Origin of the sequence: Proteus sp. HMSC14B05, assembly GCF_001808035.1 — a bacterium.
GTDB classification, from domain to species: Bacteria; Pseudomonadota; Gammaproteobacteria; order Enterobacterales; family Enterobacteriaceae; genus Proteus; species Proteus mirabilis.
The window spans coordinates 1-20,976 of the sequence record NZ_KV791957.1; the positions used below are offsets into that span (position 1 = coordinate 1).

The 20,976-nt window shown below is 39.6% G+C and carries 21 protein-coding genes; 9 read left to right on the forward strand and 12 right to left on the reverse strand.

What is annotated here, in order from left to right; genetic code table 11:
- Window positions 1–36 precede the first annotated feature (36 nt).
- Window positions 37–411: a DUF454 family protein gene (locus HMPREF3129_RS00370; RefSeq protein ID WP_004248280.1), complete on the reverse strand. Its 375-nt coding sequence runs from the start codon at window positions 409–411 to the stop codon at window positions 37–39.
- Between the two features lie 97 nt (window positions 412–508).
- On the opposite strand from HMPREF3129_RS00370, the gene HMPREF3129_RS00375 reads away from it, so the two are divergent.
- Complete coding sequence (locus tag HMPREF3129_RS00375; protein ID WP_004243408.1) at window positions 509–706, forward strand: YpfN family protein; 198 nt, start codon at window positions 509–511, stop codon at window positions 704–706.
- On the opposite strand, the gene HMPREF3129_RS00380 is transcribed toward HMPREF3129_RS00375, so the two are convergent.
- The 6 genes from HMPREF3129_RS00380 to dapA all read right to left on the reverse strand — a co-directional run bounded on the left by HMPREF3129_RS00380 (window position 648) and on the right by dapA (window position 7,247).
- Complete coding sequence (locus HMPREF3129_RS00380) at window positions 648–2,699, reverse strand: tRNA(Met) cytidine acetyltransferase TmcA (protein WP_036918498.1); 2,052 nt, start codon at window positions 2,697–2,699, stop codon at window positions 648–650. The two genes, HMPREF3129_RS00375 and HMPREF3129_RS00380, sit on opposite strands and share 59 nt — an antisense overlap.
- A 2-nt stretch (window positions 2,700–2,701) precedes the next feature.
- Window positions 2,702–3,154 carry a DUF441 domain-containing protein gene (locus HMPREF3129_RS00385; RefSeq protein ID WP_004243411.1) on the reverse strand — a complete coding sequence of 151 codons (453 nt, stop codon included), beginning with the start codon at window positions 3,152–3,154 and terminating at the stop codon, window positions 2,702–2,704.
- Between the two features lie 62 nt (window positions 3,155–3,216).
- Window positions 3,217–4,101: a KPN_02809 family neutral zinc metallopeptidase gene (ypfJ, locus tag HMPREF3129_RS00390; protein WP_004243412.1), complete on the reverse strand. Its 885-nt coding sequence runs from the start codon at window positions 4,099–4,101 to the stop codon at window positions 3,217–3,219.
- A 246-nt stretch (window positions 4,102–4,347) separates the two neighbouring features.
- Window positions 4,348–5,061: a phosphoribosylaminoimidazolesuccinocarboxamide synthase gene (purC, locus tag HMPREF3129_RS00395; RefSeq protein ID WP_004243413.1), complete on the reverse strand. Its 714-nt coding sequence runs from the start codon at window positions 5,059–5,061 to the stop codon at window positions 4,348–4,350.
- 223 nt (window positions 5,062–5,284) lie between these two features.
- Window positions 5,285–6,331 (reverse strand): outer membrane protein assembly factor BamC, encoded by a 1,047-nt coding sequence (gene bamC / locus HMPREF3129_RS00400; RefSeq protein WP_036918501.1) that lies wholly within the window; start codon window positions 6,329–6,331, stop codon window positions 5,285–5,287.
- Window positions 6,332–6,347: 16 nt separating this feature from the next.
- On the reverse strand, window positions 6,348–7,247 hold the full coding sequence (gene dapA / locus HMPREF3129_RS00405; protein ID WP_004243415.1) for a 4-hydroxy-tetrahydrodipicolinate synthase: 900 nt from the start codon (window positions 7,245–7,247) through the stop codon (window positions 6,348–6,350).
- A 216-nt stretch (window positions 7,248–7,463) separates the two neighbouring features.
- Here dapA and HMPREF3129_RS00410 point away from each other — a divergent pair, with 216 nt between their 5' ends.
- Entirely contained in the window at window positions 7,464–8,021 is a 558-nt protein-coding gene (locus HMPREF3129_RS00410; RefSeq protein ID WP_004248283.1) for a glycine cleavage system transcriptional repressor, read from the forward strand.
- A gap of 19 nt (window positions 8,022–8,040) precedes the next feature.
- Window positions 8,041–8,511: a thioredoxin-dependent thiol peroxidase gene (bcp, locus tag HMPREF3129_RS00415; RefSeq protein ID WP_004243417.1), complete on the forward strand. Its 471-nt coding sequence runs from the start codon at window positions 8,041–8,043 to the stop codon at window positions 8,509–8,511.
- A gap of 110 nt (window positions 8,512–8,621) precedes the next feature.
- Here bcp and HMPREF3129_RS00420 read toward each other — a convergent pair whose 3' ends face one another.
- Complete coding sequence (locus HMPREF3129_RS00420) at window positions 8,622–9,710, reverse strand: AI-2E family transporter (RefSeq protein ID WP_004243419.1); 1,089 nt, start codon at window positions 9,708–9,710, stop codon at window positions 8,622–8,624.
- A 154-nt stretch (window positions 9,711–9,864) separates the two neighbouring features.
- Between HMPREF3129_RS00420 and HMPREF3129_RS00425 the strand changes: the two genes are divergently transcribed.
- The 3 genes from HMPREF3129_RS00425 to HMPREF3129_RS00435 all read left to right on the forward strand — a co-directional run bounded on the left by HMPREF3129_RS00425 (window position 9,865) and on the right by HMPREF3129_RS00435 (window position 13,799).
- Window positions 9,865–11,337: a beta-barrel assembly-enhancing protease gene (locus HMPREF3129_RS00425; RefSeq protein ID WP_004243422.1), complete on the forward strand. Its 1,473-nt coding sequence runs from the start codon at window positions 9,865–9,867 to the stop codon at window positions 11,335–11,337.
- Window positions 11,338–11,345: 8 nt separating this feature from the next.
- Complete coding sequence (arsC, locus tag HMPREF3129_RS00430) at window positions 11,346–11,702, forward strand: arsenate reductase (glutaredoxin) (protein WP_004243423.1); 357 nt, start codon at window positions 11,346–11,348, stop codon at window positions 11,700–11,702.
- Window positions 11,703–12,548: 846 nt separating this feature from the next.
- Window positions 12,549–13,799 (forward strand): MFS transporter, encoded by a 1,251-nt coding sequence (locus HMPREF3129_RS00435; protein ID WP_004248286.1) that lies wholly within the window; start codon window positions 12,549–12,551, stop codon window positions 13,797–13,799.
- A 110-nt stretch (window positions 13,800–13,909) separates the two neighbouring features.
- Here the strand turns inward: HMPREF3129_RS00435 and hda are convergent, their stop codons facing one another.
- The 4 genes from hda to upp all read right to left on the reverse strand — a co-directional run bounded on the left by hda (window position 13,910) and on the right by upp (window position 18,317).
- The gene (gene hda, locus HMPREF3129_RS00440) at window positions 13,910–14,617 is read right to left on the reverse strand and encodes a DnaA inactivator Hda (RefSeq protein WP_036896130.1); all 708 of its coding nucleotides are present in this window, start codon (window positions 14,615–14,617) and stop codon (window positions 13,910–13,912) included.
- Between the two features lie 162 nt (window positions 14,618–14,779).
- Window positions 14,780–15,985 carry a mechanosensitive ion channel family protein gene (locus HMPREF3129_RS00445; RefSeq protein ID WP_004243426.1) on the reverse strand — a complete coding sequence of 402 codons (1,206 nt, stop codon included), beginning with the start codon at window positions 15,983–15,985 and terminating at the stop codon, window positions 14,780–14,782.
- 295 nt (window positions 15,986–16,280) lie between these two features.
- The gene (gene uraA / locus HMPREF3129_RS00450) at window positions 16,281–17,582 is read right to left on the reverse strand and encodes a uracil permease (RefSeq protein ID WP_036918505.1); all 1,302 of its coding nucleotides are present in this window, start codon (window positions 17,580–17,582) and stop codon (window positions 16,281–16,283) included.
- 108 nt (window positions 17,583–17,690) lie between these two features.
- A complete protein-coding gene (gene upp / locus HMPREF3129_RS00455) occupies window positions 17,691–18,317 on the reverse strand; it encodes a uracil phosphoribosyltransferase (protein WP_004248287.1) in 627 nt (208 codons plus the stop codon).
- A 231-nt stretch (window positions 18,318–18,548) separates the two neighbouring features.
- On the opposite strand from upp, the gene purM reads away from it, so the two are divergent.
- The 3 genes from purM to speG all read left to right on the forward strand — a co-directional run bounded on the left by purM (window position 18,549) and on the right by speG (window position 20,932).
- Complete coding sequence (gene purM / locus HMPREF3129_RS00460) at window positions 18,549–19,589, forward strand: phosphoribosylformylglycinamidine cyclo-ligase (protein WP_004248288.1); 1,041 nt, start codon at window positions 18,549–18,551, stop codon at window positions 19,587–19,589.
- A 13-nt stretch (window positions 19,590–19,602) separates the two neighbouring features.
- Complete coding sequence (gene purN, locus HMPREF3129_RS00465; RefSeq protein WP_004243435.1) at window positions 19,603–20,232, forward strand: phosphoribosylglycinamide formyltransferase; 630 nt, start codon at window positions 19,603–19,605, stop codon at window positions 20,230–20,232.
- 109 nt (window positions 20,233–20,341) lie between these two features.
- Entirely contained in the window at window positions 20,342–20,932 is a 591-nt protein-coding gene (gene speG / locus HMPREF3129_RS00470) for a spermidine N1-acetyltransferase (protein ID WP_004243436.1), read from the forward strand.
- The last annotated feature ends 44 nt before the right edge of the window (window positions 20,933–20,976 follow it).

The following is a 20,976-nucleotide window of genomic DNA, read 5'->3' on the forward strand; positions in this document are numbered from 1 at the left end:
TCCACGTCCTTTAGGGCGTGGAGGATGTCAATTATCTCAGGAGACATCTTGTTTATCTATTACAGGAAGTCTCCACATAAATATCAACAGACAGGCTAAAATTATCAGCAATAAAATTCTCACCCACCACATTGAGACCAACCATAGCGAGATAGCAAAAGTTACTAAAATGACTAAAATAGCTTTCGGCTTAGCCCCCTTAGGCATGGCGCGATAGGTTTGCCAATAACGCAAATAACCACCAAACCAAGAGCGATATAGCAACCAGTGATGAAAGCGTGTTGATGAGCGAGAAAAACACCATGCTGCTAATAACAAAAATGGTGTTGTGGGTAACACAGGTAAAACAACACCTAATGTGGCTAATCCAACACATAACCACCCTGCTATAATCAATAATATCCGTTTCATGTTATGCTTTCCAAATTATGCTTGGTCGCTCTAGGGTAAAGAGTAAATAAAAAAGCTCCTCATTCTCAATAACAATTTTAAAACATAAGGCGGGTTTATGCACTGGATCACTGACTATTGGTGGGTTATTTTAATTCTTTTAGTTGGAATAATTATTAATGCCATAAAAGATATGAATAAAATAGATCCAAAACAGTTTCTAAAAAATAAACGGAAACTGCCTCCCCATCGCGATTTTAATGATAAATGGGATGATGAGGACGATTGGCCCAACAAAAATGACCAGAAGAAGTAGTCGTTAACCAATGTTGGTAAGCCTGTGCTAATTGCTCATCTTTTTCTGCCATCAGTTGTTGGCATTGCCGACGTAGTGTCGTGACAAGGGCTTTCTTGCCCGATAACGAAAATTGTTTTACACAGGCCTCTATAGATTGCTTATCAATAAAAAATGCCACTAATAACGGGTAGCGTGATCTATCACCTTGCAGAAAATAACCAACACTTTGATATACCGTTAATACAGAGCGATGGGCAAAAGCAAAACCTGCCATCATCAGCCAGTGATCTGCTGCACTGGCGTTAGGCAATGCAGTAGCAAGAGAGATACCTGTTTGCTGAGTGATATAATCACTTTGTAATGCGAGTGCTTGTTGTGCAACTTGTAATAATTGCTGCCCCTGAGCACTGATTGGGTAAATAGCCATAGCAGTATAACAGCCACTGCTGGCTTCTTTATGAACGCCTAATCTCACCAGATAAAAACCACATTGTTGCCAAAAATTGGCTAATGCGTCGGTATAGCCAAAACTGACAGAAAGGTAATCAATATTCTGTTTCTGGCACTGCTTAGCAATATCCGCAACTAATTTTGCAGCGACTTTTTGACGTCGATATGCTGGCAATACCGCAATTCGGCTGATGCGTAATGAAGTTAAACACATTGCCTCAATGGATAAGCCGTAAGTGACTAACGATTGGGCAACAAGATTACCTCTTGGTCGACGTATACCTCGCCAAACATCTTGTGCTAAGGCTTTCGCTAGTCCCCCTTCTTCAATACACCACACCGCCCCAACAAGATGCCGATGAATAAATGCAGACCAATAGTGCTGTTTTTGTCCATCGAATAAACGTCGAAGATCTAAAGGCGTGGTTCGATAATGAGCACTGGTTAAAAGTTGATAAAAATTGGCTCGTTGTTCACTATCGAAATGCTGGCATGAGGTGATCACCACCTCACCAGATTGGTTAGCATGATGAAAAGAAGGCTCATCAAGTAACAACAGTTGATTAAGCCAATTTTCGAGTGGATCGTCCTGCGCCCAGCGAATAGGTACAGTAAGTTGATAATTTTGTAACTTTGGAATGCTATCACCCAGTTTTAAAATAAAACCGCGCCCTGTTCCTTCATAGCCTTGTACCGTGGTGGTCATTAACACTCGAGGAAAGTGCTGACAAAGAGCTATCAGTTGAGCAATGGGTATAGTCGCCGCTTCATCAATAATTAACCAATCTCGACACAAATGCTCTGTATCACAAAGGGCTAACAAATTATCCGGTGAGTAGAACTCGATGGTTTTATGTGTATGAGATAATAGCACTTCAATACTGTTTCTCGCAGGGGCACAAACCGTCACTGAGCCAGGCCATTGCTCTATCAACATTCCTGCTAACGCTGATTTTCCTCTGCCTCTTGGTGCCGTGATACTCCATACGCCGGATTTTGCCTGTAAAAGATGCGCTAATAACTGTCGCTGTTGTATGGTTGGCATCCCTTGAGGCAACGCCCACTGTTGGCCTGTATTTTTTATTTCGGGTAGAACAAGGGGCTGCGATGCTTGCCAAATAATGGCCTGTTTATCTGCGAGTGTAATTTTTGCTAACCAAGCCATAAAATGGGGAGTAGATATAACCCCTTGCGCATCATTCCAGCGCTGACTATCGTTATCAATATAATGTTGCCACTGAACAATATCGGGTAAACATAAGATAAGCCAACTTCCTGCTTTCAACGTTCCCGTTAGCATCGCTAGTGCATCAGCATTAAAAGCATGGTTAGCGTCAAATACAGCGTGAAGATATTCACGGCCTAATAGTTGATGAGCATGTTCTGGTTTTATCGCCTCAGACATCTCTGAAGAGAGTATTAGCCAATCGCCTTTACACTGCTGTTGGATAGCTCGAAGTTGTTCCCTTTGCCATGTATAGCTCCCCGCTAAAAGGAGTAATCGCCGCTGGCCTAGTCGAGCGAAGGCTTGTTGATAGCGCAATAAATCTAAAGATGGCACTACTATGACTTACCTATCAATAACGAAAGGATCCCCGCAGCAATCAGTGGACCTACTGGAACCCCCCTAAATAGGGCGACACCAATAACGGTTCCTACGAGTAAACCCGCTACCGTTGACGGTTGGTTATTCATAAGTGACACCCCTCGTGCCCCTAACCAAGAGACGATGATACCAATTGCAATCGCTAGTAATGATTTCCAATTTAAAAAAGAATTGAAAACTTCTTGTGCGGAAATGCGGCCTGTGGCAATCGGTGTCATAACACCTACGGTGAGGATCAAGATCCCAATGGTCATACCGTATTTTTCGACTAATGGAAAATATTGGTTTAACGGTGTGATTTTAATAACCAATAAAAAGATCATTGCTAAAGTGACAGTCATATTATGACTAATAATGCCCAGGCCTGCGAGTACCAGCAAAATTAGCAATGAGGGATCAACATTACTCATCTATTTTTATAATCCTTCTCTTTCTCTGAATCATTCTAATATCATTTAAGCGTGAGATGTTATTAGTTCAATGACGAAGAAGCAAATGTATCACAAGATTTAATATCGCCACTATTGTAGCCGCGCATAAACCATGTCTTACGTTGTTCTGCAGTGCCGTGAGTAAAGCTATCCGGTACAGCGTAACCCTGTTGTTGGCGTTGCAGCCTATCATCACCGATAGCTTGTGCGGTTTTAATGGCCGTCAGTAAGTCCGCTTCATCAACACGGCCTTCACCGGCAATAAAGCGCCCCCACATACCCGCAAAACAATCAGCTTGCAGTTCTAGTCTTACTGATAAGCGATTTGCTTCCACTTTTGAACGTGCCATTTGCTGTTTTTCACGCATTTGTGTGGTGATACCAAGTAGATGCTGAACATGATGTCCCACTTCATGAGAAATCACATAACCTTGAGCAAACTCTCCACCCCCACCAAGGCTGTTTTTCATTTCATTATAAAAAGAGAGATCGAGATAAATTTTTTGGTCTGCAGGACAATAAAAAGGCCCCATCATTTTAGTGCCGGTACCGCATTGCGTTGTGGTACTGTTGGTATATAGCACTAATTTAGGATCACGATATTGTTCGCCGGCTTTGGCAAACATCCCTTGCCAAAAATCTTCCGTACTGGCTAATACAACACTGCTAAAATCTGCCGCTTCATTATAAAGGGCGGATTGTTGTTGGCTATTTTGTGTTGGTTGTGATGTTTGCCCTGTAAGCGAATTAAAATCAAACCCCATAAAGCTTGCGATCACCAAAATAATAATGATCACAAAGCCATATTTTGTACGCAATAATAGTGCAATTAATCCTAATGGGAGATTACCACCACCGGATGCAGAAGAAGGCTGCCCTCTTCTATCTTCAACATTATTGCTTCTTCGGCGATCATTCCAACGCATAACCCTTCCCCATTATGTAATTCACTTAATTTTAATTGCTAGGTCATTTTGATGACAACTTATCTTAGATAATAACAAAAATTATCTCATCACTATTGCCTATTTTTTAAGAGCAAAATAATAGCACCCATTAGTCACTTTCAATTCATCTTAGTTAATTTTTCTTTATAGCATATTAAAAAGGTCAGTTTTTAAGCTGACCTTTTTCTTTTATGGATAATATTGCTGACGTAATCGATTGCGCAGTTAGTCTAAAGAAACACCAATTCGACGTGCAACTTCCTCATAGGCTTCAATTAATCCACCTAAACTTTGACGGAAGCGATCTTTATCCATTTTATCTAAGGTGTTTTTATCCCATAAACGGCTACCATCTGGTGAGAATTCATCCCCCAGCACAACTTTACCGTTAAAGAGGCCAAACTCTAATTTAAAGTCAACGAGGATCAGACCGGCTTTATCAAACAGTTCACTGAGGACATCGTTTGCTTTATAACTAAGACGTTTCATTTCTGCGAGGTTTTCTTTTGATACCCAACCAAAAGTTTCACAGTAAGATTCATTAACCATCGGATCATGACGGGCATCGTCTTTTAAGAAGAGATCAAAAATAGGTGGGTTTAAGACAGTACCTTCTTCAATACCTAAACGTTTAACCAGTGATCCAGCCGCTCGGTTACGAATAACACATTCAACAGGCACCATATCGAGTTTTTTTACTAGCACTTCATTATCAGAGAGCAAACGTTCCATCTGCGTTGGGATACCCGCTTCTTCCAATTTGTTCATAATGAAATAATTGAACTTATTGTTCACCATTCCTTTACGATCAAACTGTTCAATACGTTGGCCATCTAACGCTGATGTATCGTTTCTGAATTCAAGAATAAGATAATCAGAAGACTCAGTGGTATAAACTGTTTTCGCTTTACCACGATACAACTCAGCTTTTTTTTGCATCTGACACACTCCAAAGATGTGATAGGTTTAACAAGAAACTTGCTTTCCATACTCTACTCTAGATTGGATAAAAAAGCTTTTAAAACGTGGAGGGGATCACTAAAAAATATCACTGTCGACTATTTTTTAGCGACTCTAATCAATAAGAGAAATAAGTGAATTGAGTGATAAAAAGGCCGTACATTTTCTGTACGGCCTGATATTTAATAGATAAAAAGAGCTTTTATTTTATTGGTTTACTAAAGGCCGCTTTCATTGCAGCAACCATCTGATCATTTTCAGACTGTGTAAGAGGTTTACCTTTATCACTGATAAATTGCAAACTACTGCGGTTATTTAAGTCACCGACTTGTAGTTTGTAATCCCCTTCATTAATTGTTGGTTTATCAACCCCTAACGTGCTCCAACTTGCACTACTTAAGCCTTTATAAGTCACTTCAATTGAACCTTTCGAACGAGTACGATCGCCCATTTTCATTCCCACGCTTTCTAGCGCGATAGGTAATCTATCCCATACAACATCAAATGGTGCTCGAACAATAATGACAGGCAGCCCAGCATTATCACTTCCCGTTTGTACGTCGATAATACCTTGCAAATTACTCGTTGCGCTATTTTCACTTAAGTTACGCATGCGGTTTAAACCGTCAACCACTTCATTTAATAGTAAGGTGTTATAACGCTTCACTTCCATTGGATCGGAAATCTCGTTTTCACCTTGGCGTAACCCAGTATTCGTAATCGTTAATATCACAACATTACCTGACTGGCTTATCGCTAAATTATGGCGACTTTGGAAAGGCACATTTTCATCAGCACGAGTCCAAGTGATCCAATCGGTAACAATCTGTTTTTGTCCTGCATCACTTTTAGCCAGTGCCACACCTTTATCCGCTAAAACAGCAGAAACTTGCTCGTATAAGGTGGTATTTTCGGGCGTGTTGGGTAATAACAGTCGGCTATTACCCGCATTATTCTCACTACGTGAGCCACTTAATAAGTTTAAAGCCTGTGTTGGTGGGCGAATATCTAATGCTAAACCCACAGGCTCACTCTTTTTAGGCGTAGGAATATCATATTCCCCATTTTGCAAAGGCAACACCATACCCGCTGGGACAACTAAATTTTTTAGCGCTGCTGACTCTAAATACGACTCGTCACCACTGACTTGACGTTTATAGCGCTGATCACTGGAACAGGCTGCCAATAAAACCACCAGCGACAGACCCGCGACTTTCATAATCTTTGATTTATGCAATAGTGTTGCCATTAAAATTCCCTAAGTTTTACAGTATTCCCGCTGTTAACAGCGCTTTCTCTACGATATCCTGACCCGCTGATGTTAATGGAGTCATCGGTAAGCGCAATGTGGCGTCTTCAATCAATCCAATACGTTGACACGCCCATTTAGCTGGGATTGGGTTAGGTTCAACAAATAACTGATGATGTAAGTCCATCAGGCGTCGATTAAGTTCACGTGCTTTTGCAAACTCACCCGCTTTTGCCAATCGACATAATTCTACCATTTCTAACGCAGCAACGTTAGCAGTAACCGAAATAACACCATGACCGCCAAGTTGCATAAAGTCTAATGAGGATGCGTCATCTCCACTTAATAAGATAAAACTATCATCATTAACTAACTGTTGGATTTGACTAACACGACTTAAGTTCCCTGTCGCCTCTTTAATTGCCACAATATTATCCAACTGAGCTAAACGTGCAACTGTTACTGGCAATAAATCACATCCTGTACGGCCGGGCACATTATACAAGATTTGGGGTAAAGCCGTGCTTTCAGAAATCGCTTTAAAATGTTGATAAAGCCCTTCTTGGGAAGGTTTATTATAGTATGGAGTAACCGTTAAGCACCCTGCAATACCTTTATTTTCAAACTGTTGTGTAAACCAAATAGCTTCAGAAGTTGCATTAGCCCCCGTGCCTGCAATCACAGGAATACGACCATCAGCCATATCCAGAGTCATTAATACGACATCAACATGCTCATCATGGCTTAATGTTGCCGATTCTCCCGTTGTTCCCACAGAGACAATAGCATCTGTACCCGCTTTAACATGATAATCGACCAACTTGCGTAAACTAACTCGGTCAACATTGCCTTTCGCATCCATAGGGGTGACTAATGCCACCATACTGCCTGTAAAATCAAAATTGTTACTTACCATAATTCATTGCTCCGAGATAGACTTATACACAATGGTACTCATTCATTGCTCTATTGAAAACTACTTAACTCTAGGTTTCTAATGAAATTTGCTAATATTCTTTGATTTGAATTAAAGAGAGATAATAATGAAAGATAGTGCGCTTCTGATCTTGGCAGAAATCAAATTTTGTGTTTACCTGTTAGGAATAAACTGAAAGTCAAAAGGAAGCCTATTTTGCCTATACCTGATAAACATTTTCTCGTACTCACTGCATTAGGGACTGACCGTCCTGGTATCGTTGATACCATTACGCAATTAGTTAGCCAATGCGGATGTAATATCGAAGACAGCCGGCTTGCGATGTTCGGTCAAGAATTTACGTTTATCATGCTACTTTCTGGTGGTTGGAATGCGATTGCCCAACTTGAAGCATTACTGCCGATAAAAAGTGCAGAACTTGATTTATTGACTGTGATGAAAAGAACCAAAATGGGTGCGCCAGTCTCTTACCCATCAACCATTACTGCAAAAGTAGATATAGAAGATGCCCCCGGCATTGTTGAACGTTTTACCAATTTATTTAGTCAACATCACTTTAATCTTGCAGAATTAGTTTCTAAAACTCATCCTTCTGAGGATGGTACTCCTGCTCGTTTAGAAATTCAGATCACGGCCCATAATCCGTTAGATGATCATGGTCTCGTTATTCATGAGAAATTCAATCAATTATGTACAGAGTTAAACGCTCAAGGCACAATAAGTATCGTAAATAGTCTGATGATGAAACAATAAAAGAATGGAGAATTAGGTAATGAACCCATTAAAAGCCGGTGATAAGGCACCTCAATTCAGTCTGCCTGATCAAGATGGAGAAATCATTAATCTGTCTGATTTTGCTGGCCAACGTGTGCTCGTTTATTTTTATCCAAAAGCGATGACACCAGGCTGTACAACGCAAGCTTGTGGCTTACGTGATGAGATGGATACACTAAAAAAAGCCAACGTCGAGGTATTGGGAATTAGTACTGATAAGTCAGAAAAACTTTCCCGTTTTGCCGAAAAAGAGATGTTAAACTTCACCTTACTTTCTGATGAAGATCATAAAGTTGCAGAGCAATTTGGCATTTGGGGTGAAAAACAATTTATGGGGAAAACTTACGATGGCATTCATCGTACGACGTTCCTAATTGACAAAAACGGTGTGATTGAACATGTGTTTGATAATTTTAAAACCAGCAATCACCACCAAGTGGTTATCGATTATTTAGCTGCACACCCATAGTTTATGATCACAGCTTAATGCTGATAAATAAAACAGACAGCCATTAACTATCGCTGTCTGTTTTTTTATTATCAATAAGTTGATGATAAATCGCGTCTATGATTACTTTATTACTTTTTCTTTTCTAATGTTTCTAAAGGTGGCTCATTGGCAATTTCATCAGGCAGCGCATGTAATACTGCTTTGATTAACGTCGCTAAAGGAATGGCGAAAAACACCCCCCAAAAGCCCCACATACCACCAAATATAATCACGGATAAGATAATGACTAAGGGGTGCATATTGACAGCTTCAGAGAATAATATCGGTACTAATAAGTTGCTATCTAAACCTTGAACCACTAAGTAAGCGATAAATAGCGCCCAAAAATCAGAGCCTAATCCCCATTGAGAAAGTGCAATTACAATGACTGGAATAGTTGCGAGTACCGCCCCCACATAAGGCACTAAAACCGAAACGCCAACTAAAACCGCTAATAAGACTGAATAACGCAAATCAAAAAAAGCAAAGACAAAATAGGTAAATACACCAACAATCACCATTTCGGTAACCTTACCACGAATATAGTTGGTGATTTGCTGATTAACCTCAATCCACACTTGTGCTGCAAGAATTCTATTTTTGGGTAATACCCGACGGACAGCATTGAGCATTTGTTGCTTATCTTTTAATAAAAAGAACGTCATTAATGGCACAAGGATCAGATAAATAGAGAGCGTGATAACGCCGATTAAAGAGGCTAAAGAGACTTTTAACACTGACTCTGCCACCGTTGAAAATTTACTGCGCAAGTTTTCCGCCATCATATCCACGATGCCAACATCCATTAATGCGGGGAATCGCTCAGGTAATTCTCGAGCAAATGCATTGAATTTATTGATCATATTAGGGATATCTGAAATTAGCGTCATGGCTTGTTGCCATACCGTTGGCGCTAAAATCAAAATAACAATGGCACTAATACCTATAAATAGTGTCAGAACGATTGATACAGCCCAAATTCGTGCACATCCTAGCTTCTCAAGTAAGTGTGTTGGCCATTCCAGCAAATAAGCTAATACAATGGCGACTAATAATGGTGCAAGTATGCCACTGAAAAAGTAGATAATTGAAAAACCGGCAATTAAGATCACCACCAGCGCGATAACTTGGGGATCAGCAAATCGACGTTTATACCATTGAACAAGCAAGTCCAGCATGAAAATAGAGGTCCTTTATAATAACAAGTCAAATATATCTATATGTATTGATTTACATAATCAATAATCTTTTGACGGATTTTACGTTAGCTTTTGCTATGATACATCATTAATTATAAATTTTTCGTTAAGATAGCTATCAGGATGTTGTTGTATGAAACTCAGACTTAAAAAACCATTGGTCGCGCTTCTTGTTTCTACTTTGCTATCAACATCAGTGTTGCCTGCTCACGCTGCGATTGATATTGAAGATACCCTGCCCGATATGGGAACGACAGCAGGCTCAACATTGAGTATCAATCAAGAAATCGCTATGGGTGATTACTATACTCGCCAATTAAGAAATAGTGCACCATTAGTTTTTGACCCTCTACTTTCTAATTACATCAATAATTTAGGTCAAAGATTAGTCTCTAATGCCAGTTCGGTAAAAACCCCCTTTCACTTTTATTTAGTGAATAACCCCAATATTAATGCCTTTGCTTATTTTGGTGGCAATATCGTATTGCACTCAGCACTATTTAGATACAGTCGCAATGAAAGTGAATTAGCTTCTGTTATCGCCCACGAAATTTCTCACGTTACCCAGCGTCATCTTGCAAGAATGTTAGAAGATCAGTCTAAAACCACGCCACTGGCTATGGCTGGAATATTAGGTTCTATTTTAATATTTATGGCTAACCCCAATGCCGGTTTAGCCACCTTTACGGGAAGTATGGCTGGGATGCAACAAAACATGATCACCTTCACGCAAATGAACGAACAAGAAGCTGATCGGATAGGAATACAAACTCTTTATCGTGCAGGGTTTGATCCACAAGGTATGCCTAATTTTATGCAGATCTTAGCAGACCAAGTGCGCTATAGTTCTAAGCCGCCTGAAATGCTATTAACGCACCCCTTACCTGACAGCCGTTTATCTGATGCACGTAGCCGTGCAGCGCAATATGCTCCGCGCAAAGTGCCACAATCGGCTAATTTTCTCTATGCTAAAATGCGGGTATTAACTATGCTTGAGAAAAACCCCACATCAAGTAACGCCTTGCAAACCACACTGGATCAGTTTAGGCAAGGAACGGAATTAGAAAAATCAGCCGCCAATTATGCACAAGCCTTACTCTATTCTCGTGATCGTAAATTTAATGACGCGAGAAAAATACTCGCCCCTATGCTGGCAAAAGAGCCAAATAATATCTGGCTTATTGATGCCATTACCGATATTGACGTAGAGCAAAACCGTGCTGCAGAAGCGATAACACGTTTACAACAAGCGCTTAAGCAATCACCTAATAACAAAGTACTGACGGTTAATTTAGCTAATGCTTATATGCAAAATAAGCAATATAACGAAGCTAATCGATTATTATATCGCTATACCTTTGACAACCCTGACGATCCTATTGGTTGGCAGTTGGTGGCGGAAAATGCGGCAAAACAAGGTAATCGAGCCCAAGAGCTTGCAGCTTACGCTGAAGATTTGGCATTACGAGGAGATTTTGAAACTGCCATTCGTTATCTTGGTGATGCGAGTCGTCAAGTAAAATTAGGCAGTAATGAGCAAGCTCGTTTTGATGCACGTATTGATCAATTGCGTAAACTTCAACATAAAGACAGTCAATTTAAATAAGGGATAATATGACCAACAAAGTAACGATTTATCATAATCCGCGCTGTTCTAAAAGCCGTGAAACCTTACATTTATTAGAAGAGATGCATATCACCCCTGACGTTATTCATTATTTAGATACGCCGCCTTCTGTCGATGAGTTAAAAGCATTACTCAAAGCGCTAGATTTTGACGATGCAAGAAAATTAATGCGCACCAAAGAAGAAATTTATAAAACCCTAAAGCTTGCTGATGAGAGCTCACAAGAAGCATTAATTCAGGCCATGCATAATCACCCTAAATTAATTGAACGTCCTATTGTGGTCGTTGGCAATAAAGCGCGTTTAGGTCGTCCACCTGAGCAAGTTACCGCCCTTTTTAAGTAGGCTAAATTGGCAATTGCCGACATTGACGGTATGGCGCATCACTAAACGTAATCTGAATGATTTCAGAGCATTGAGACGAGAAACCTTACGGCTGTTTTCAAAGATCGGTGGTGCGCCCTAATAACTCATTATCTGCAGTGCGCTCAAAATGACAGAAAACCAACACGTTATACCTATTAACTTACTTCACTCCTCTTCATATCAATAACACAATTCTCTACTGCTTTATTACCACATCACAACGATGTTACCGCCATCTGTATATTCTAAAGGCCACTAATGTTAATTTTATGTTACAAGCACTAAGGAAACACGATAGTTATTTCCATTAGTAGAATAAGGTAGTTTATTGCTTGCTTTCAAAATATTTCATCTTAATTTCATTTTTTTTATAGTGAATATTTTACCAAGATCAAAAATATCTATCACGATCACATTATCCTGTTACAAATAACAACCAACAGAAAAAATTTATGAAACGTTTCATTTGTATTGTGACAAAAGTCTCTTTACACGAGTGAATTCCTACTTATTATGGTCTTCAGAAAATATGATGGCAGATTTGATTTGCGATACACTTCGAACCATTTTTATTTTCGTTATCATCCAATTCAGAAATTAATATTAGAGATACAATTTAAACAATACTGCAACATAGCAAAATACGTTAATTCGCCACTTCTTTTACACATGCCTACTCGCTATCTCACTAGAGATAGTGCGTTATGTTTTTTTTAAAAGTGTATAGATATCGGCAAACTAACTGAAAATATAGCCAACATATGGGCGACTAAAACTAATCAATCATCAAAATACCAGATGATTGCCAGGCTAATAGGAAATTTAATGAACATCGTACATAGACTCAAACTTGTTTCATTCCTCCAATTTTTTATTTGGGGCTCTTGGCTTGTTACGTTTGCTTCATATCTATTTGATAAATTACATTTTAAAGGTACTGACGTTGGGCTAATTTTTAGTGCTTTAGGATTAGCATCACTGATCGCACCGGTGATCATGGGATTTATTGCGGACAAGATAAATAACCGTAAGCTGGTCTTTATTATTCTGCATATTTTATCCGCGTTTGCTTTAGTGCTGATGTCCCAAATGACCACAGTGACTACCCTCTTCTTTGCGACACTTCTGCATTTATTGTTCTTTATGCCAAGCATTTCTATGGCAAACAGTATTATTTTTGAGTTACTAGAGCAAAAACACCTAGAGCCAAATGACTATTTCCCCAAAATCCGTGTTTATGGCACCGTGGGTTTTATTGCTGCAATGTGGGTTATTAGCTTCTTAGGTTTCGGTAATAGCTACGATCAACTGTTTGTTGCTGCAATAGCCTCTATTATCTTAGCGGTATTTGCGATGTTTTTACCGGCGACAAAAGCGACAGATAAAACAGAAGCAAAAGAAGAAGTGGCCGCTTTTAGCTTATCGAATACCTTACAAGTGTTTAAAAAGAAAAATGTGGTTATTTTCCTTTTCTTTGCCACATTGTTAGGTTCAGTATTGCAAATTACCAATACATTTGGGGTTCCATTCTTACAAGATATGGCCAAAGCACCTAATGCTGATGACTCTTTCTTGGCTCATTATCCTTCTGTTTTCTTATCCATTTCTCAAATTTCTGAAGTGGTCTTTATTCTATTTTTACCCCTGTTATTAAAACGAGTGAGAATAGAAACTATCGTATTATTTAGTATGATTGCATGGATCTTACGTTTTGGTTTCTTCGCTTACGGTGACTATTCATCATTAGGCCAAATCGTTCTGTTGTTATCCATGATTGTCTATGGTTGTGCTTTCGATTTCTTTAATATCTCCGGCTCACTATTCCTAGAAAAAGAGATCCCATTACAATATCGCTCTACCGCACAAGGTATGTTTATGACCTTAGTGAATGGTTTTGGTACTTATTTAGGTGCGATGTTAAGTGGCTGGGTTATTGATTTGTATACCACAGATGGTGTTATTGATTGGCAGTCATTCTGGTTGATCTTTACGGGTTACACTGTGGCTATCACCGCACTTTATCTGATTTACTTAGTGGTTCCGCAGAAGAAAACAAAAGTTGTAGAAGCACATTAATTATTTCCCCCATTCTTTATTTGTTGCACTCACCGCTTATCTTTCGAGATAAGCGGTTTTTTATTACTGGTTGTCTATTTGCATAATGCGTTGTTTTAAATAGCTTGCGATTAAAGCTTAAGAATATCTTTTACGAAAGGAATGGTCAGCTTACGTTGAGCCACAATAGAGGCATGATCGAGTTCATCTAGCATTTCAAATAATGTGCGCATTTTTCTATCTAAGCGCTTTAATACAAAACGACCCACATCTTCGGGTAATTCAAATCCACGCAGTTTCGCTCTTAATTGTAGTGCTTGAATTTTTTCTTCATCGCTTAGCGGTTGTAAGCGATAAATTTGCCCCCAATCTAGGCGAGAAGCGAGATCAGGAAGTTGTAAATCAATTTGACGGGGAGGTCTATCCCCTGTGATTAATAGACAGGTGCGACCAAGTTCTAATACGCGATTATACAGATTAAACAGAGCAAGTTCCCACTCTTCATCACCCGCAATACATTGAACGTTATCGATACAAACTAATGAAAGATGCTCCATACCTTCAAGCACATCTGGTACGAAATAAGCCCGTTTATCAAGAGGAACATAACCAACTGCATCTCCGGCTAAAGAAAGCTCTGCACAAGCTGCATGCAACAAGTGGCTTTTTCCGCCCCCATCACGAGACCAGAAATAGATATAACTGCCATGTGATTGGTGAATAGCAGTTTGGATCGCTGCAACGAGTGATGCATTTTCCCCTGCGTAAAAGCTATCGAATGTCTCATCATCGGGCAGAGATAGTGGTAATGATAGCTGTGATGGCGTATTCAGAAGCACCTCACCTGAATAGTTTAATAAACGTCGTGATTCTAACACAAATTCTATCAATGACAGAATCAATATTAAAAAAGCAAGACGAGCTGCTTAAGATGACAGCAATAAATAGCGAAACTGTTTATTTTGACATCAATATAAGATCAGTTTAGCCATTCTATTTCACTATTTAAACGTTATCTTAGAGAGATCGTGACCTGAGGGTTGCTGGTAAATATCTAATTTAAAATACTTAGCACAAGCATTTATATACTCAAAAATTTCTGATTGCGTCTCTTCATATTCCACCCATGTGGTAGCACGAGTGAAACAATATAATTCAACGGGTAATCCCATTGGTGTGGGGGGCATTGTTCTTATCACCAAATACATATCCGGCCTCACATCACCACGCATTTTGATCCAATTTAACATATACTTTCTAAAAAGTTGTAGATTGGTCACCCCGTTGGTTTCTAACCAAGTATTAATATCGCCTATCTCTTCTTCTTTACCTTCTAACATCGCTTCAATGCTTTTTTTAAGTGGCGCAGTATTTTTTAGCTCCTGCACTAACTGTTCTGTAGCAAATGAAATAGAGGATTGATCAATATAGAAACTACGCTTGATACGACGGCCTCCTGAAGAGAACATCGGTTGCCAGTTAGTGTATTTTTCGGTTAAAAAGTCCTTTGTGGGTATACGAGAAATCGTGTTATCCCAATTACGTACTGTAATTGTGTGCAGTGCGATATCAATCACTTCACCACTAATATTACTGCTGGGTAATTCAATCCAATCATATAGTTTTAACACTTTACCATTTGAGATCAGAATATTAGCGACGAATGAGATAAGGGTATGTTGGAAAACAAACATCAATACCGCAGCGATCGCACCAAAGCTGGAAATAATAATCAGTGGGGATTGTTCAGTAAATAGCGCGATAATAAGAATAAAGGCGATGATCCACACCACTATCTTAGCAATTTCAATATAACCTTTAATCGAATTGTTACGGTGCCACGATTTTTTAGCATGCCTGATATTGAAAATATCTAACGCGTTATTAAGAAGAGAAGCAATATTGATGACGATAAAAGCACGACAAACCGTTTCAAAGATAATATTCATCTGTGCTGAAAACGAAGGCAATAACTGGTTTATATAGAGAACCAGAGTGACTGCAACAATAGAGGCACTTTTTTTCGCAATATCTTCTATCGTCTCTTCATCTGAGAGTTCGGTGAATAAAAACAATAGACGCTTGGCTATACGACGAAAGATCATCTTTGCCAGAAACCACACCACCAGCAACGTGATCACTAAAAACAGCGTGGTGAAAATCTGCTTAGATACGATAAAGTCGTATATATCAACAAGTTTTTCCATAACTAGCGTCGTCACCCTTTTAAAAGCTTTGTTACAACCTTAAAATAATTTTTAGCTCAATAATAGCTAAAAAGTATCGCTATCACTAAACCACTAACAATCTCATTGTCTCATTTATTTGCGTTAAATAAATATTATTATTAAGTTTATTTTCTTTTTCTAAGTTTTAAACGCTTTTTATAACAAAAGAGTTCTTGTTTATCTGATAAGAATAAAAAATAACCAATAAAAAAAGCAGTCTATGACTGCTTTTTAGTTCAATGACGAAATATTAGCGAAAAAAGCTCATCAATGATTACTTGGTGTTTGTATGTTCGTTAATTGACTCCAGAGTATCATCCACTAACTCAGTTTCTGGGCGAATAATACTCACCAACTTAAATACTAAACTTAAAACAATACCGACTATCGTTGCTAAAGCCATGCCTTTTAGTTCAGCTGCGCCAATTTGAATTGATGCACCACTTACACCGACAATTAAAATGATCGCTGTTAATATCAAGTTTTGTGGTTTGTTATAATCAACTTTCGAATCTAATAATACGCGAATACCGGACGCCCCTATTACACCATACAGTAATAAAGAGACACCGCCCATTACCGGTACGGGAACCGCTGCAATCGCGGCTGCCAATTTACCAACACAAGAAAGTAAGATGGCGATAATTGCTGCACCACCAATGACCCAAGTGCTATACACTTTAGTAATAGCCATAACACCGATATTTTCACCATAAGTCGTGTTAGGTGTAGAGCCAAAAAATCCGGAGATAATGGTTGAAAAACCATTTGCAAACATAGAGCGATGTAAGCCTGGGTTTTTCATGAGATCACGTTGAACAATATTCGCGGTTACCACAAGGTGCCCTACGTGTTCGGCAATAACCACTAATGCCGCCGGCAAGATAATAAAAATAGCACTCCACTCAAAACGCGGCGAATAAAAGGTAGGCAGAGCAAACCAATTGGCTTCTTTAATCGGTGTCACATCAACAACGCCCATAAAGAAAGAGAGTGCGTAACCGACTAACACGCCAATAAGAATAGGAATAATAGCCAAAAATCCCCTAAACATCACTGAGCCTAAAATAGTCACACCCAGTGTCACCATAGAGATTATCAATGTTTGACTATCAACGGGATTATCTGCGCTAGGTAATAATCCAGCCATATTAGCGGCGGTTCCGGCCAACTCAAGACCTATTACGGCAACGATTGCGCCCATTGCCGCAGGAGGAAACATCACATTAATCCATCCGCGTCCGGCGATTTTCACAATGCCAGCAACAAGGCAAAATAGCACCCCACAGACAATAAACCCGCCCAATGCTAATTCATAGCCTAAAGGAAGTAGCAATAACACCGGAGAGATAAAGGCGAAACTTGAACCTAAATAAGCAGGAATACGACCTTTACAGATAAAGAGATAAAGCAGAGTACCGATACCGTTAAACAATAATATGGTGGCCGGATTAACCTTAAACAAAATCGGCACAAGTACAGTAGCACCAAACATGGCAAACAGATGTTGAAAACTCAATGGGATTGTTTGTAATAATGGTGGGCGCTCTTCTACCCCGATTGCACGACGAGTCATGCTTACGACCTCTCTTTAAAATAGATATAAATGGAATTTAAATTTCAGCGATAAAACAAACCAATAAGTGATCCAAAAAAAAGCCGACTATCAAAGTCGGCTTAATCATTATTTTGTACCAAATATCTTATCACCCGCATCACCAAGGCCTGGGACAATGTACCCATGCTCATTAAGATGCTTATCAATCGATGCAGTATATAACTCAACATCAGGATGAGCTTCTTCTAATGCTTTGATCCCCTCAGGCGCAGCCACTAACACTAAAACTTTAATTGAAGTACAGCCTGAATTTTTTAATAAATCAATTGTGGCAATCATAGAGCCACCAGTTGCTAACATTGGGTCAACAACAAGTGCCATACGTTCTTCAATATGAGAGGCTAGTTTCTGGAAGTAAGGGACGGGCTTTAAGGTTTCTTCATCGCGGTAAACACCAACTACACTGATCCGGGCGCTAGGAATATTTTCTAATACTCCATCCATCATCCCAAGACCGGCACGGAGGATAGGTACAACAGTAATTTTTTTTCCTTTAATCTGTTCTATCTCAACCGGGCCACACCAACCTTCAATTGTTACCGTCTCTGTTTCTAAATCGGCGGTAGCTTCATACGTCAGTAGACTGGAAACTTCTGAAGCCAATTCACGAAAGCGTTTAGTGCTTATATCATGATCTCGCATCAGCCCCAATTTATGTTGAATGAGTGGGTGTTTTACCTCAACGATCTTCATAATTTCTCCTAATGTACGACGCAGCCAGACAAAAAAATCGCGAGATTATACCGCTTTTTTAGTGACTTTCCATCGTTTTTCTATTGATATTGATCAATCGCACAGCTTTTAACCACACTAACATGAATAATTGTGATCTAAAAAGAAGATCCTCGCAAACGTTTGCTTTGCCTGCTAGAATAGCCACCGCACACATTTTTTCTTAACAGCAACTTGCCGTGAGGGCTAGACGTGACTAACAAATCCTCTCTCAGCTATAAAGATGCCGGTGTCGATATTGATGCAGGTAATGCTTTAGTCGATCGTATTAAAAGTGTAGTAAAAGAAACTCGCCGTCCTGAAGTTATGGGGGGTTTAGGTGGTTTTGGTGCATTATGCGCTATTCCCACTAAATACCGCGAACCTATTTTAGTGTCAGGCACTGACGGTGTCGGTACTAAACTTCGCCTTGCGATGGACTTAAATCGCCACGATGATATTGGTATCGATTTAGTCGCAATGTGTGTTAACGATTTAATCGTTCAAGGTGCTGAGCCTCTCTTCTTTCTTGACTACTATGCCACAGGCAAGTTAGATGTCGATACTGCCGCACGGGTTGTAACGGGTATCGCTGAAGGTTGTAAGCAATCCGGCTGTGCCTTAGTGGGTGGCGAAACAGCGGAAATGCCCGGCATGTATCATGGTAACGATTATGATATCGCCGGTTTTTGTGTTGGTGTCGTTGAAAAATCACAGATTATCGATGGTAGCAAAGTTAAAGCGGGTGATGCATTAATTGCTCTCGCTTCAAGTGGCCCTCATTCTAATGGCTATTCACTGATCAGAAAAATTCTTGAAGTCAGTGGTGCCTGTGCTGAAACTACCCCATTAGGTGATACATCACTGGCTGATAAACTCTTAGCGCCAACCCGTATTTATGTAAAATCACTGCTGTCATTAATTGAAAACGTTGATATTCACGCAGTGGCACATATTACTGGCGGTGGATTTTGGGAAAATATTCCGCGCGTGCTACCTGAAAATACGCAAGCTCGTATTAATAGCCAAAGTTGGCAGTGGCCTGAGGTCTTTAACTGGCTACAACAGGCGGGTAATGTCAGCACTCATGAAATGTATCGTACCTTTAACTGTGGTGTCGGCTTATTAATCGCCGTGAGCCAAGCTGATGTTGAAAAAACGCTATCACATCTTAATGCCTGTGGTGAAAAGGCATGGTTAATTGGTGATATTGCCCCGCAAGCAGCGGGTGATGCACAAGTGATTATCAATTAGTAAAAGTACCCCCATGAAAAATATTGTGGTCCTGATCTCAGGAAATGGTAGCAACCTACAGGCGATTATTGACGCCTGTAGGGCGCATAAAATCGCAGGCCAAGTTGTGGCTGTTTTCAGCAATAAAGCACAAGCTTATGGCCTTGAACGAGCGAGACAAGCGGATATCCCTGCTTACTTTATCGATCCGGCTGATTATCCTGATAGAGAAGCTTATGATAAAGCGTTAATCACTCAAATTGATGGCTATCAGCCTGATATTGTGGTTCTTGCTGGCTTTATGCGTATTTTATCGCCGTTATTTGTCAACCATTATCAGCATAAGCTATTAAATATTCATCCCTCTTTACTTCCCAAATATCCCGGTCTGCATACACATAAACAAGTTATTGAGAATAAAGATACTTTTCATGGTACTACCGTACACTTTGTCACGGAAGAATTAGACGGTGGCCCGATGATCATTCAAGCGCGTATTCCCGTCTCTCCTGATGATACCGAACAAAGTTTGCAAGCAAAAATACAAACACAAGAGTATCGCATTTATCCTCTCGCAATTAGTTGGTTAGCAGAAGAGAGATTAAAAATGATAGATAATCGGGCGCTACTTGATGGTAATGTTCTGTTTGACAATCTTGATTAACGGTTTCACTTAAGATAAAAAGTCACTTTGTGCTACACTGTAGCCCGCGGTGACTTTTATTGTGTCACCCTTTTCTCTTTTTATTCAATGCATTTTCACCGAGGTGCTTATGTCCGGTGGTAAGAAAGTTCCACCTATAAAATTACGTCCTCTCGAAAGAGAAGACCTTCCTTTTGTCCATAAACTTGATAATAATGCTAGCGTTATGCGCTACTGGTTTGAAGAGCCTTATGAAGCTTTTATTGAGTTAAGCGACCTATATGAAAAACATATTCACGACCAAAGTGAACGACGTTTTATTGCTGAAAGTGAAGGCACAAAAGTCGGTTTAGTTGAGCTGGTTGAAATTGATTATGTTCATCGTCGTGCTGAGTTTCAAATCATTATCGCCCCTGCTCATCAAGGCCATGGTTATGCAGCCCGCGCGGCAAAGTTAGCGATGGACTACGCTTTTTCTGTACTTAATTTATACAAACTCTATTTAATCGTCGATAAAGAGAATGCTAAAGCGATTCATATTTATGAAAAGCTTGGCTTTAAGAAAGAAGGTGATTTAATAGATGAGTTTTTTGTTAATGGCTCTTACCGTTCTGCGATTAGAATGTGTACATTCCAAGCCCCTTATTTTGAACAAAAAGCCAAAGCAGCAAGACCGGAAAATTTTGTTAAACCGGGTGCAACGATAAAACAATATGTCTGATTGATTCAGATAATAAGATTTAACTTTAACCCATGTTGGAGTTC